10 protein-coding genes are annotated in these 13,937 nt (G+C 49.8%); 7 read left to right on the forward strand and 3 right to left on the reverse strand.

Features of this window, described 5'->3' with window-relative positions:
* Positions 1–165 precede the first annotated feature (165 nt).
* The 6 genes from B2633_RS04315 (at position 166) to B2633_RS04340 (ending at position 11,547) form a co-directional block, all read left to right on the forward strand.
* The gene (locus B2633_RS04315) at positions 166–1,710 is read left to right on the forward strand and encodes an urease accessory protein UreH domain-containing protein (protein ID WP_483169381.1); all 1,545 of its coding nucleotides are present in this window, start codon (positions 166–168) and stop codon (positions 1,708–1,710) included.
* A 51-nt stretch (positions 1,711–1,761) separates the two neighbouring features.
* Positions 1,762–4,323, forward strand: coding sequence for a heavy metal translocating P-type ATPase (locus B2633_RS04320; protein WP_483169382.1), 2,562 nt, complete (start codon positions 1,762–1,764; stop codon positions 4,321–4,323).
* An 87-nt stretch (positions 4,324–4,410) separates the two neighbouring features.
* Positions 4,411–5,109 carry a response regulator gene (locus B2633_RS04325; protein WP_481038607.1) on the forward strand — a complete coding sequence of 233 codons (699 nt, stop codon included), beginning with the start codon at positions 4,411–4,413 and terminating at the stop codon, positions 5,107–5,109.
* Position 5,110: 1 nt separating this feature from the next.
* On the forward strand, positions 5,111–6,502 hold the full coding sequence (locus tag B2633_RS04330; protein ID WP_483169384.1) for a sensor histidine kinase: 1,392 nt from the start codon (positions 5,111–5,113) through the stop codon (positions 6,500–6,502).
* A gap of 834 nt (positions 6,503–7,336) precedes the next feature.
* Positions 7,337–8,479, forward strand: coding sequence for an exonuclease SbcCD subunit D (locus tag B2633_RS04335; protein WP_483169385.1), 1,143 nt, complete (start codon positions 7,337–7,339; stop codon positions 8,477–8,479).
* 2 nt (positions 8,480–8,481) lie between these two features.
* Positions 8,482–11,547, forward strand: coding sequence for an AAA family ATPase (locus B2633_RS04340; RefSeq protein ID WP_483169386.1), 3,066 nt, complete (start codon positions 8,482–8,484; stop codon positions 11,545–11,547).
* A 44-nt stretch (positions 11,548–11,591) separates the two neighbouring features.
* Here B2633_RS04340 and B2633_RS04345 read toward each other — a convergent pair whose 3' ends face one another.
* The 3 genes from B2633_RS04345 to B2633_RS04355 all read right to left on the reverse strand — a co-directional run bounded on the left by B2633_RS04345 (position 11,592) and on the right by B2633_RS04355 (position 13,171).
* Positions 11,592–11,969 (reverse strand): hypothetical protein, encoded by a 378-nt coding sequence (locus B2633_RS04345; RefSeq protein ID WP_483169388.1) that lies wholly within the window; start codon positions 11,967–11,969, stop codon positions 11,592–11,594.
* 187 nt (positions 11,970–12,156) lie between these two features.
* Positions 12,157–12,417: a hypothetical protein gene (locus B2633_RS04350; RefSeq protein WP_483169390.1), complete on the reverse strand. Its 261-nt coding sequence runs from the start codon at positions 12,415–12,417 to the stop codon at positions 12,157–12,159.
* Complete coding sequence (locus B2633_RS04355) at positions 12,407–13,171, reverse strand: DNRLRE domain-containing protein (RefSeq protein ID WP_483169391.1); 765 nt, start codon at positions 13,169–13,171, stop codon at positions 12,407–12,409. Before B2633_RS04355 ends, B2633_RS04350 begins: the two co-directional genes overlap by 11 nt.
* A gap of 158 nt (positions 13,172–13,329) precedes the next feature.
* On the opposite strand from B2633_RS04355, the gene B2633_RS04360 reads away from it, so the two are divergent.
* Positions 13,330–13,809, forward strand: coding sequence for a ferritin-like domain-containing protein (locus B2633_RS04360; protein ID WP_483169392.1), 480 nt, complete (start codon positions 13,330–13,332; stop codon positions 13,807–13,809).
* Positions 13,810–13,937 lie beyond the last annotated feature (128 nt).

Consider the following 13,937-nt stretch of genomic DNA (forward strand, 5'->3'; position numbering starts at 1 on the left):
ATACAGGTGAGGCCCCGGCAGAACTGTACCGGAGGTGGCGGCCTTCATATAATCTTCACATTTTTGCCCTACAATTAGGCATGAAATTGACGGAAGGATAAAAACCCTGCAACAATCCGGAGGTTTAATTTCACCGGCAAATAGTATCAGGGAGCGGTTAATTATATGAAACCGGAATTGATCGATAAAACACTGACCATAGCAGGCATGCACTGCAATAACTGTGAGATGCGGATAGAGAGCGCGTTGCGGGCTTTACCGGGTGTAATTAAAGCCCGGGCCAATTATAATACTGCGCGGCTCTTGATCAAATATGACCCTGAGCTGGTTGAACTCCAGCAGATTATTCAGTGCCTGGAAAAGCTCGATTATGCGGTCGAAAAGGAAGCGCAGAGTCCAGGCCATACCAAGCTCGCGCAGAACAACAACGGGAAGCTGTCGTCCGCCCAATTGCTGGGGATCGCTGTTATATTCCTGGCAGCATACCTGGTAGTAAACAATACGTTTGGCTTTGCATTCCTGCCTCAAATTAAACAGAACATGGGATATGGCCTGTTGTTTGTGGTGGGTTTGATAACTTCGGTGCATTGCCTGGCCATGTGCGGCGGCATCAATATTTCCCAATGTACGGCGGGCTGCAGCCTGCCCGAAACTGAAGCCGGCAAAACCAAACCGATCAGCCCCAGCCTGATGTATAATCTGGGCCGGGTGACATCGTACACCATTATAGGCGGCCTGGCAGGAGGGCTGGGCTCAATTATTGCCTTGCCGGGTTCAGCCAAGGGATTGGTAGCTGTCATTGTCGGCATATTGATGGCTATCATGGGTCTCAATATGCTGAACATATTCCCCGGGCTGCGCAGGTTGAATCCCCGCATGCCCAAAAGGTTAAGCGAATTACTGAACCGGAATAATAAGAATAAGCGGCGTGGGCCATTTTATATCGGCTTGCTGAACGGGCTCATGCCATGCGGGCCGCTGCAGGCCATGCAGTTGTATGCCCTGGGAACCGGAAGCGCCTGGGTTGGGGCATTATCCATGCTGTTTTTCAGCCTGGGGACAGTCCCTTTAATGTTTGGACTGGGTGCGGTCACTTCCTTTTTGGGCAGTATATTTAAGCAGCGTATGCTACAGGTAAGTGGCGTACTGGTCATGCTTCTTGGTATATTAATATTAAGCCGGGGGTTAAACCTGTCCGGAATCAATCTGGCTTACGCCTCACCGGAAGTTTCCCGAACCGGAAACATCGCCGTCATTGAGGAGGGAGAGTCGCAGGTCGTGGAGACCACACTGCAGGTGGGGCGTTATCAACCTATCGTGGTTCAAAAAGGCATACCGGTAAGGTGGACTATTAAAGCTGACGCACGCGATCTAAACGGATGCAACAATCCGGTTACAATACCGAAATATAACCGGCAGAAAGAATTGGTCCCGGGGGATAATGTAATAGAGTTTACCCCCCAGGAGTCTGGAAAGATCACTTACACTTGCTGGATGGGCATGATCACCAGTACCATAACCGTTGTCGATGATATTTCAAATGTAACCGAGAAGGATTTGGCCCCACCGCCTGGCGCATCATTCTCCAGCGGTGGCTGCTGTGCAAAAGGTACGGCTGGCACGGCCTCCGATTCATCCCTAAGCGGATGCTGCGGTTATAAGTCTACAAGTAATGGCGGATTCGGAAAGAATGGAAACTCAGCAATATAAGCACTTGTTTAGTTACGTGCTATTCAGTTTAAATAAAGGAGGGGCACCAGAATGCACCAAGAATCCCTAAAGATATCAGGCATGAGTTGTGCCGCCTGTGCTGCCAGGATAGAAAAAGGTTTGAAGAAGATTGAAGGCGTAGAATCGGTAAATGTCAACCTGGCTTTGGAAAGAGCGACGGTTAACTATGACGAAAATAAGCTGAAGAGAGAGCAAATTGACCAGGTGGTGCAGAAGCTGGGATATGATGTGATCCCCGAAAATTTGGATGAACAGGCCACTTTGCAAATATCCGGTATGACCTGTGCAGCCTGTGCCGCCCGTATAGAGAAAAAACTGAACAGCCTGGAGGGGGTGACCCGGGCCAGTGTAAACCTGAGCACCGAAAAGGCCATGGTATCATACCGGCCCGGACAGGTCAGGGTAAGCGAGATGATACGGAGTATTCAGAACCTGGGCTATAACGCTGAACGGGTTGAGGATATCAGTGCAGACCGGGCCCAGGAAGAGAAGGATAAAGAAATCAGGTCATTGCGCTGGCTGCTGACAACCTCCGCAGTTCTTAGCCTGCCCCTGGTTGTAGCCATGGTTTTGAGCTTATTTAGAATCCACAACCCCATCGTAACGTTTTTGCATAACCCCTATTTTCAATGGGTAATTGCCACACCGGTGCAATTCGTGATTGGGGCCCGATTCTATAAACAATCATATTTCGCCTTGAGGTCGGGAAGTGCCAATATGGACGTATTGATTGCCATGGGGACATCGGCGGCCTATTTTTTCAGCCTGTACAATGTGTTCTTCGAAGTGGTGCCTCAAGGGATGATGAAGAACCTGTATTTCGAGGCCTCTGCCATAATAATAACGCTGATCCTGCTGGGCAAGTATTTGGAGGCAGTGGCTAAAGGAAGAACCTCTGAAGCCATCAAAAAACTGGCCCGGTTGCAGGCTAAAACCGCCCGGGTTATTAGGGAGGGCGAAGAACTTGATATTCCTGTTGAAGAGGTTGAACTGGGCGAAATAATCATTGTCAGACCAGGGGAAAAAGTACCTGTTGATGGAAAAATCACTGAAGGAAATTCGGCTCTGGACGAGTCCATGCTTACCGGAGAAAGCCTGCCGGTTGATAAAAAGGCCGGTGACCTGGTTTACGGCGCCACCATCAACAAATTCGGCGCCTTTAAATTCGAAGCCACCAGGGTGGGCAGGGATACCGCCCTGGCACAGATAATCAAGATGGTTGAAGATGCTCAAGGCTCTAAAGCACCCATTCAGCAGATCGCCGATCGGGTGGCCGGAGTATTTGTTCCGGTTGTCCTGGCTATCGCGGTCATAACCTTTTTAGCCTGGTACTTATCCGGTGCGGGAATTAATAAATCGTTGATCAGCGCGGTTGCGGTCCTGGTTATCGCCTGCCCCTGCGCCCTGGGATTGGCCACGCCCACCGCGATTATGGTCGGCACCGGAAAAGGGGCGGAAAAGGGTATTCTCATAAAGGGCGGGGAGCATCTGGAAATGGCTTACAAGCTCAATGTTGTGGTCTTGGACAAAACCGGCACCATAACTAAAGGCAAACCGGAAGTAACCGATATCATAGCCCGGGGAGAATTGGATCAGGATGACTTGCTGCGTTTGGCCGCCCGGGCGGAAAAAGCCTCAGAACATCCCCTGGGGGCGACCATCTATGAAAAAGGCAAAGAGGCATATCAGCAAGTGCAAGACCCGGACAGTTTTGAGGCTATTCCCGGCAAGGGAGTAAAAGCCGTTATGGACGGGCGCGAGATCTATCTGGGGACCCGAAAGCTTCTGACTGAAAACGGCATTGCGGTTGAACCCGTAGAAACATCGATAAGCGGCCTGGAGGATCAGGGCAAGACCGCTATGCTGATGGCTGTTGACGGCAGACTGGAGGCTATCATCGCGGTAGCCGATACCGTCAAGGAAAACTCGCGGGAGGCGATAAGTGACCTGCAGAACATGGGCATCGAGGTTTATATGATTACCGGAGACAACCTGCGCACCGCTGCGGCCATCGCCCGGCAGGTCGGCATTGATCATGTCCTGGCCGAGGTTCTCCCCGAAAATAAAGCCGAAGAGGTGGAAAGGCTCAAAGCCGCTGGAAAAACGGTGGCAATGGTGGGAGACGGCATCAACGATGCTCCGGCTCTGGCTACAGCTCATATAGGCATGGCTATGGGGACCGGCACTGATGTAGCCATGGAGGCTGCCGACATAACATTGATGAGAGGAGATCTCAGAACCATTCCGGCTTCTATCAGGCTTTCCCGGCAGACCATGCGCAAAATCAAGCAGAACCTGTTCTGGGCTTTTATTTACAACATCATCGGTATTCCTTTTGCTGCCCTGGGAATGTTGAATCCCATAATCGCTGGCGGCGCCATGGCTTTTAGTTCAGTTTCGGTTGTAACCAATTCCCTCAGTTTGAAGCGCTATGATCCCAACCGGAAAGATCATGACAACAATGATGCAAACCTAAATCCGGAGCAGTCGCATATTACCGATCCCCCGGTTGGCAAGGCTAAAGAACATGCGGTAGCTGCGGTCAAAAAACCGGATTTAGAAGCTGATAAAACGCCAAAGGAAAAGGGATAATGAGGAGAAGAGAAGCGGCACGAGCAGCTGGTGAGGAAAGGCGAGTTTTTAATACAGCTCGCCTTTCACTGATATGGGGGGCTTATATTGAATCATCCCAACAAGATTTTGATTATTGACGATGAAGTCAAGATCACTGAAGTGATCAAATCATACCTGGAGCGAAGCGGTTACGAGGTTTATACCGCTTTCAACGGAGAACAATCGTTAGAAGCGTTTGAGAAGGTTCAACCCGCTCTGGTTATATTGGATTTGATGCTGCCGGATATGAGCGGAGAGGAGATTTGCCGCCGGCTGCGCAAGCAATCGCGAGTCCCTATCATCATGCTTACGGCAAAAATTGAAGAACCTGATATCATTCATGGCCTGGATATCGGCGCTGATGATTATCTTACCAAACCCTTCAGCCCCAGGCAGCTTACCGCCCGGGTAAGAGCACTGCTGCGCAGAAGCGGCCCGGATACCGTCCCTCTGGCTAATATAATGTCATTTAGTAAAGGAGACCTGGTCGTAGATTTTACGCGGCATGAAGTGAAAAAGGGAGGGATAGCGGTCAACCTGACTCCGAACGAATTTAAATTGCTCGCCACATTGCTGAAATACCCCAAAAAGGTATTCACCCGGGAAGAACTGATCCGATTGGTCATTGGCGAGGATTTCGAAGGCTATGACCGCATTATCGATACTCACATAAAAAATCTCAGGCAGAAGATTGAGGAGGATTCCAAGAACCCCGGTTATATTTTGACCGTCCATGGAGTCGGCTACAGATTCGGTGGTGAATGATTTGAAGTTAAGACTGAGAACCCGCTTGACCATATCTCATATTTGCATTTCCCTGTTTCTGGTGGCTTTTATCAGCATACTGACCAATTTGCTTATAGAAAAACAGTTCAGTCATTATATTGTCAAGCAACAGGAAAAAGAAAACAGCAGAATTGTGGGTCTGATCAGCCAGCAGTATCACCGTAAAGAAAACTTGTGGAACCAGGCCACTATAGAACAGATCGGAATAGAGGCCCTGGAGCAGGGTATGATTGTCAGAGTTACGGACAACCAGGGTAATACCGTATGGGATGCCACTCTGCACAACAACGGACTCTGCATTCAAATGATCAACCATATGTCGCAGAATATGCTCAGCCGTTATCCAGATTTCCAGGGCAGTTATGTTGTTAATGAATATCCGCTGCAGCAGGAGTCCGAGGTTGTCGGCGGGGTAGCGATCGGCTATTATGGACCATACTATTTCAGCGATAATGATCTGGCATTTATCAGTACTTTGAACCAGGTTCTGCTCATAGCAGGCGTATTAGCCCTGGTTATGGCCTTAATTGCAGGCATCCTCACTGCCAAGCGTTTGAGCCTGCCTATAACTCAAGCTGTAAAAACCGCTCAAGACATGAGACGAGGCGCATATAAAACCCGGCCTGTTAAACCGTCCAATATTATCGAAATAGACCACCTTACCGATACCGTAAATGATCTGGCCGCCGGTTTGGGGAAACAAGAACTGCTGAGGAAACGCCTCACCGCGGATGTAGCCCATGAGCTGAGAACCCCCCTGGCCACCCTGCAGAGCCATATAGAGGCCATGATCGACGGTATTTGGGCAGCCGATTCGGACCGCTTAAAGAGCTGTCATGAAGAAATCTTGAGAATCAACCGCATGGTGGGGGATTTGGAAACCCTGGCCAGGTATGATAGTGAAAATCTGGTGCTGCATGAAGAGTCTATTGATTTCAGTCATCTGACGCAAGAGGTTATAAGACTATTCGAGGCCGACTTCACAAACAACGGGGTTCACCTCGACTTCCACGGGGAGACCGTCATGGTGCTGGCTGACCGGGATAAGCTTAAGCAGGTAGCAGTAAACCTCATTTCGAATGCCCTTAAATATACCGCCGCCGGTGATCGAGTGGAGGTAATGGTAACCCGGGAAGAAAACCGGGGGGTTCTGACAGTCAAAGATACCGGGGCAGGGATTGCCCCTGAGGATCTTCCCCATATTTTCGAGCGCTTCTACCGGGCAGATCGGTCACGCACCCGGGAAACCGGAGGTTCTGGTATCGGCCTGGCCATTGCCAAAGCGATTGTCGAGGCTCATGGAGGGCAAATCAGTGCAGAGAGTAAACCAGGTGAATTTACCCGGTTTATGGTATCCTTGTCCGGACCATAGGATGCCTTTGGAACTCATAAAATACAGGGAATCGGAGGCAAGTCTTTTTTAAGATAAACCAAATTTAACGGGGAAAAGCTATCATCGTTCAGCAGCATGTGATGTGGTTGCCAGGGGGGCGGAGTCGGGACAAAATGAGATCCAGATGAAATGATCAACCAAAGGAAGATACGGATTAAGGGCCAGGTTGGAAATAGCCCCGCATCAGGATGAGGGGCCGGTTCCAATCCACGTTGTCGCCCAACAACAAAATCTTTCCAGCCGTTATCCGCAACAGTCGTGTTAATATCTAGCGGAGGACTGAACGCCAGTCAACTTCTGACTGCGCTGGAAAATAATTAAGACTATTCCGGGTATTGTTTTAGTTGCCGGCACAGGTTATAATAAAAGTGCAATGGCGGAGGAGTAAAGGTATACTGTCTTAAAGTCATTGGTTGTAGCCCTTAGTTTTTGGTTCCCATCAGTTTCGGTTAGGTTTAAAACTTGCTTAGGTTTGGAGAGAACTTCCTTAATTCCTTTTTCAGGTTTTTTGGTTTCGGATAGACTAGGTTATTTAAGATCTTGGACCCAGTGTTTCGAAAACTTCTCCGCCATAGCGTTAAAAAAGTCAGCTAAAAGCCTTCACATGGTGAGGGCTTTTATCATTGTGCGCCCATAATGCCACGCTACGAAACTGCAGCAATAAAATGCCTGCTGAAACTGCACCGATAATCTCCGCAAGACATTTAGACTGCTTAATTATTGGCTTTGTGGTGACAAAATAGTGTCATCGAATGGAGTTAGACTGGACTAAATTGCCAGCTATGTTTAACCTACCAATAGGAGGTGGAGAAGTTGCGCATATTGCACAGTGCCGATTGGCATCTGGGCCGTTCTTTTCATGGATACAATCTTATCGAAGAACAGGCCCATGTTTTGGAACAGTTGGTCAACCTTGCGGGGGAGAGCGGAGTCGATGCAGTTATTATAGCCGGAGACGTATTTGACCGTTCCCAGCCTTCCGCCGAAGCTGTCAGTCTGCTCAACACGGTGTTGACCAGGATTTGTCAGGACCTGTGCATACCCGTTATCGTGATTGCAGGCAATCACGACAACCCGGAGCGGATAGGCTTTGCGCAGCACATGCTTACCCAGCAGCAGCTTTATATGGTCGGCCCCTTAAACGGCCTGTGGCAACCGATTCCATTATATGACGAGTACGGTCCGGTATACTTTTGCCCGCTTCCTTATAGCGAACCGGCCTTTGTCCGTAATTTTACAGGAGACCAGTCTATCCATGACCACCACAGCGCAATGGCAGCCATGATAGATTACATAACTTCCACCCTGCCGGCTTCAGCCCGAAAGATCGCGGTTGCCCACGCTTTCATCAGCGGGGGAGTGGAAAGCGAATCAGAGCGGCCCCTAAGTGCGGTGGGCGGGGCTGGATGCGTTTCGGCAAATCTTTTGGAGCTATTCAATTACTGCGCCCTGGGCCACCTGCACCGCCCGCAATACATAGGCAATGAAAAGGTTTGTTATGCCGGGTCGCTGCTTAAATATTCCTTTGCCGAGGCTGAGCATCGCAAAGGTGTAACCTTGCTGGAGATCGACCAGAACGGGGAATTAATGAAGGGTGAAAACATTGCTTTGAGTCCGCGCCGGGAATTGCGCTGCATAGAAGGGAACCTTGAGGAAATCCTCACCAGCGATAGAAGCGATGATTATATCAAGGTGGTGCTCCTCGATGAGGGTGCCTTATTAGACCCTATGGGCAAACTGCGCCAAGTTTTTCCTCACATCGTGGAATTGCAGCGCCCGGTTTTGCACCAGGTACCCGCGGGGCTGGGTGGTGAAAGGGATTTTCGAAACCTTACCGAGGTCGATTTGTTTAGATCTTTTTACCAGCAGGTTACGGGAAATTGCCTCTCCGAGCCGGAGCAAGGAGTGGTGGCCCGCCTCGTCGACAAATTTTACGAAAAGGAAAGGGGGGACTGAAGATGCGGCCGCTATTGTTGAAAATAACCTCTTTTGGACCCTTTGTGGGTACTCATGAGGTGGATTTTGGCCTCTTGCAAGGGCGCTCCTTTTTCCTGATCCATGGCCCTACCGGTTCAGGTAAGACCACTATCCTGGACGCTATCTGCTTTGCCCTCTACGGGGAAAGCAGCGGGGCGGAACGTTCCGGCGCTGATATGCGCAGCGACTTCGCTGCTCAGGACAGCCTAACTGAAGTGGAATTCGATTTCTCCCTGGCCGATAAAACTTACCGGGTACAGAGAAGACCGCGCCAGCTGCGTCCAAGCAGACGAGGCACAGGCACCGCCGAGGAGCCTCAACATGCGGTCTTTTATGATATCAGCCCCGACGAAAATCAGAAACCGCAGGAAGTTGCCCTGGCCAGCGGCTGGAACCGGGTAAATGAAATGATTCAGAAATTGCTGGGCTTCAGGAGCGACCAGTTTCGTCAGGTGGTGATGCTGCCCCAGGGACAGTTTCGCCGCCTCTTGATGGCTGATTCTAAAGAACGTCAGGCCATTATGCAGGTTTTGTTCCAAACCGGCCTGTACAGCCGTATCGAAGCCTATTTTAAAGAGCAGGCCAAAACCGTGGAAGACCTGGCTTTGCGAATCGAAGCCAAAAAAGCAGAACTTCTTCAGGAGCACGCTTGCACCTCAACTGAAGAATTACGGATGGCCATTGATAAGGAAATCGGTGTTATCGCCTCCGACAGGAAACAGTTGGAGCAGATTACAAAGGATTTGGCTGGGGCCGCCGAGGCCCTGGGCCAGGCTAAAAGGATAGCGCAGCTTTTTAAGGCCTGCGCTGAAGCCCGGCATGAGCTAGAGCAATTGTCTTTGCAAAAAGATGATATCGAAAGGCAGCGGCGGATCCTGGAAAAGGGCAGGAAGGCCTTGCTGCTGGCTGCTCTGGAAAATAGCCTCAACCAACGCCAGACGGAATATAAACAGATCCAGATCGAGCACAGAAAAGCAGCTATGGAGTTGGAGCAGCTCAAAATGCAAAACAAGGCGGCTCAAGAAGCCTACCAGGCCGAAACCGATAAGGAAGCGGAGCGCTACCAGGCTTCCCGGCACTTGCACTGGCTGCATAGTTTAACCCCGGTTTTTGAGCAATATCAGGAGGCCAGGAATGAACTGGCGGCAGCAGAACAACAGCGCGGCCTGTTACAGGAAGATCTCAGTCAAGCCGAAGCTGAAATGACTAAAATCCGCCTGCAGCGGGAGGAGATCAACAACAATTGGCAGACTGCACAACAGTCCGCACTTCAGGTGGAAGTCCTTAAAACCGAGGTGCAGGCACAGGAAACAATCTTCAGCAAGCGCAATGAACTGGAACAAGCCCGCCAATCTCTGGCCAAGCACAAGTATGAGTGGAAAAAGGCCGTCCGCCAGCTTGAAAAGGCCGAGCAAAAATATAATGAATTAAAAAATCATGGGTCCGTTCTGCAGGATGCCTGGAACCAGGGCCAGGCCGCGCTTTTGGCGACTGATCTGCGGGAAGGCGTACCCTGCCCGGTTTGCGGTTCCTTGAATCATCCTCATCCCCATACTGCCAGCGGCCAGCTTCCTGATGAGAAACAACTCAAGGAGCAGCAGGCCAGGATTGACCTGGCCGCGGAACAACTCAACGAGGCCCGGAAAAATGCGGTCGCTATAGAAATAAAACTGAGGCTTTTTGAAGAAAAAACCCTGAGGTTGGAAGCCGAACTAGGCGACAAAGGATCGCAAACACTGGCGGCTTTGCGGCAAAGCCTGGAATTGAGCCGGTCAAAATATCAGACCACCATGAAATCCGCCAGTCAAGAGGGACAGTGGGCACAATCCCTGGCATTGTTGGAAGAGGGGGAAAAGCTGAGTTTTTCCCGGTTGGAGCGGCTTAAATATGAACTTGGACAGGCAGAACAAGAGTGTGCTTCCACGCAAGCCATCTTTAGTGAGCGCGCCCAACACCTGCCGCAAACCATTATTGATCGGGAAACCTTGCAAAAAGAACAAGAGCAGGCTTTAAAACACTGTGAGGTCCTGGCCCAAAACCTGGAGAATGCCAGACTGCTGGCCGAGGAACTGAACGTTAAGCTGTCCAATACCGCCACCAGGGTAGACAGCCTCTTGGAGAAAACCAATCAGGCCCGGCTGCATTTCGATAATGAAAGCCTGCTTTTTACCCAGGAATTACATAGGGCCGGCTTCAAGCAGCAGGCAGAATATGAGGCAGCCAGGAGCAGTGAAACCAAACTCAACGATCTTGAGGTCTTTATTAAGCAATATGATTTGCGTCTGCATTCAGCGCAGGATCAGCTGGCAAGGTGCGAAGCAGAGGTTCACGGGCTGCAGCCACCCGACTTGGCGGCAATTCAGACCCGGCATGAGCAGCTGCAAACAGAACGGGATCGAATCCATGCGGAGTTCACCCTGGCTGAAGAGCGGCTTAAAAAATTGAACAATGATTTGATTACTGTGGGAGGCTATGAAAAACAGCTAGAGGCGGTTACCGGGCAATACCGGGTGCTGGGCCGTATCGCCGATGTAGCCAACGGCAAAAACCCCAAAAATGTTACGTTTCAGCGCTTTGTTCTGGGGGCCTTGCTTGATGATGTAATCCTCCGGGCCAGTGAAAGGCTCAGCAGGCTGAGCAAAGGCCGTTTTATACTGAATCGCAGCCAGGATTTGACCCGTGCCAACGCAGCGGGAGGACTCAATATTGAGGTATACGACCATTACACCAGCACTACCCGTCCGGTTGCCAATCTTTCCGGAGGGGAGTCATTTTTAGCTTCGCTGGCCCTGGCACTTGGGCTGGCGGAGGTGGTTCAGTCCTATTCCGGAGGTACTTATCTGGAGGCCATGTTTATAGATGAAGGCTTCGGTTCCCTGGATGCCGATTCCCTTGATGAAGCGGTTCGCATCCTTTTCAGCCTTCAGGAACAAGGCCGTCTGGTAGGGATCATTTCCCACATTGATGAGCTCAAAGAACGCATTGATGCCAGATTGGAAGTGAAGAAAAGTGAGTTCGGAAGCAGCCTGAGCTTCCATGTCTCTTGAACTGCCGTACAGGGCTGAGGTACCCGATGTTCCCTCTGTACCGGCTAATGAATCACCTGCCCCTGCATGAAACTATCCATCAAATAATCGGCCAGAACGTTATCTATGATCCCTTTACCGGTGGCTATCACCTGTTCGGGATAATCAAAGTACTCGCGAATGGTTTCCGGCGGCACAATAAACCAGCGCCCGGTTGGGGCATAGCCCGGTGTCAAAGGCGGCCTGTCGCTGCTGTGCTCGTCGACTACTTCAAACAGCACTACCCCCAGTCCCCAGGTGCGCCGGCAGGCGGGGCAAGGCTCATAACTGGCCAGTACACCGGGAATATCATAATCTTCAGGAGAGGCGGCTTCAAACACCGAAGTACGTCCGGTAGCCTCACCACACCAGAAGCAGAGTTCGGGACATTGCACCATGCGCATTTTCTAATCCCCCTTTGCAGCAAGGTCATAATTGGCCACTAAGCTGTTCTATACACAGGCGTAAGATTTTTAATTAGGCTTCCCCGGGATATGCGGATTTATTAATGGACACAAAAAATGAGGACGGGAGAATGTCCGATTCTCCCGTCCTCAGCGGGTGATGCCAGGGGGTAATTCTCGGGGACTCCTATTTTTTCATGTTATCTAAGAGATGCTGAAGTATCTGTTCGGGGGTTAAAGCTGATATCTTTTCTATTCCAAACCAAGGACCATGATTTGTTGCTTTTTTGGAGCGAATCTGCTGTTCATCGCCCGAGGCTTCCCGTTTATGGCCGTTTTCCAGATGACTGGCCAATTGTTGGCACATTTCAACGCGGGATTGATACTGTTCATCAAGCAGCTTTGCCAAAGTCTGGTAGTGATTGGCTGAATCTTTATTATTCGTCATGGCCGCACTCCATTTCTATTTTCAGGTAGGGACCTTTGCGGTGGGGCCCGCAGTCTCTGGCCTCTATTCCAATCACACCGTCTATGGACTCGGAACCAACCAGAATAAAGCCGTAATTTGGACACTCAAAATAGTCCTGAATATAATCGCTCACATCTATACACAACGGGCCGAAAACGCCGCCCGGGATTTCAATTCTCCAATGCTCCCGTGCTATTTCAGGACCGTCATTCCAGGTAGCGGTGTCTTCGCACCAGTCGGTTAATATCGGATGCATGGCAACGCGCGCACCTCCATGGGGCAATTCATTGGTGCACAGGGAAACGATTAACTCCGCTTTTATAATGGTGCAGTTATCTGGAATTTTGTTGAGATCGAACTGCATCAGGGTTCGAAAAACGTTATTGGGATGACCATGACGACCGAAATACAAGGCATCGTAATCATTGAAATTCTTGTCAGGGTAATACTTGCTTATAAAGACGCCCTGCTGGAGAGGAATGATAACGGACTTGATATCTGCTTCCCGATCCCGACAACCATGATCATGTTTATGGTTTTTTTTGTTATAATCTCTGACCATATCCTCCAGCCAACGATGATGCTTTCTCTCGCCGGTTATGATATTTTCTTGAATTAACTTTTTGAGATCCTTATCAGGGGTAGTATCTACCATATCTTTATATAACTGCAGGCTTTTGACTTTGTGTTTTTTAGCAACTTTAATCAGGGTTTTAAATCTGCCCGAGTTCAATTTATATCCACTCCTTATGTTTTTTTACCAGTATACGGATTGAATACCCATTATGTTACTTGTCGGGAAAGTTTGGCAGGTACAGGCACTCCCTTTGAGAGCATTCCATAATATGGAATAGCCGGATGTGGCTAATCACATACAAGGAGGTCGGATGGATGTTCAAAAAGAACCATCGTGAAAAAATGCCGAAAAAGGGTTATGGACATGCAGAACCCAAGAAGCCGAAATGGTATTACGAACCTGAGGAAGACGAGAAACGCAAATGGTGTTATGAACCCGAGGAAGATAAAAAGCACAAATGTTGGTATGACGATGAAGAAGATAAGAAGTGTAAATGGTATCCCGAGGATGACAGAGAACCCAAAAAAGACAAAAGGAGAAAGGACGACATGATGCCCAAAAAATATTATGAGCCTGATGATGATTATTGCCCCTCACGAGATGACGACAAAAAAGATTTCTGCCAATTGGTGGAGGAAGCCATCACTGATGAAATCGGGGCTGTTTCCATGTATGCGGCTATGGCCAACATGGTTGATGATCCGCTGCTGCGAGCCCTGATTCTCAACATCGCAGGGGATGAATACGGGCACGCCAAATTCTGGCTGGCAGTATTGGCATTAAGCGACTGCTAATTTATCAATATAGAAGGGAGCCCGCTAATATAGGCGGGCTTTTTTAATTCCGTTACCCTCATCCGCTAGCTCCAACGCAGCATGATAGGTGATGTTAATCTAAATGAAAAGGGGGAGGCTTACTCCCC

The sequence above is a fragment of the Syntrophomonas sp. UBA1041 genome (assembly GCF_002316705.1).
GTDB lineage: Bacteria > Bacillota > Syntrophomonadia > Syntrophomonadales > Syntrophomonadaceae > DTU019.

Coding starts and splice junctions, on each gene's coding strand:
- B2633_RS04315 (WP_483169381.1), top strand. CDS start 166: ATGAAACCGGAATTGATCGATAAAACACTGACCATAGCAGGCATGCAC.
- B2633_RS04340 (WP_483169386.1), top strand. CDS start 8,482: ATGCGGCCGCTATTGTTGAAAATAACCTCTTTTGGACCCTTTGTGGGT.
- B2633_RS04350 (WP_483169390.1), bottom strand. CDS start 12,417: ATGACGAATAATAAAGATTCAGCCAATCACTACCAGACTTTGGCAAAG.
- B2633_RS04345 (WP_483169388.1), bottom strand. CDS start 11,969: ATGCGCATGGTGCAATGTCCCGAACTCTGCTTCTGGTGTGGTGAGGCT.
- B2633_RS04360 (WP_483169392.1), top strand. CDS start 13,330: ATGTTCAAAAAGAACCATCGTGAAAAAATGCCGAAAAAGGGTTATGGA.
- B2633_RS04320 (WP_483169382.1), top strand. CDS start 1,762: ATGCACCAAGAATCCCTAAAGATATCAGGCATGAGTTGTGCCGCCTGT.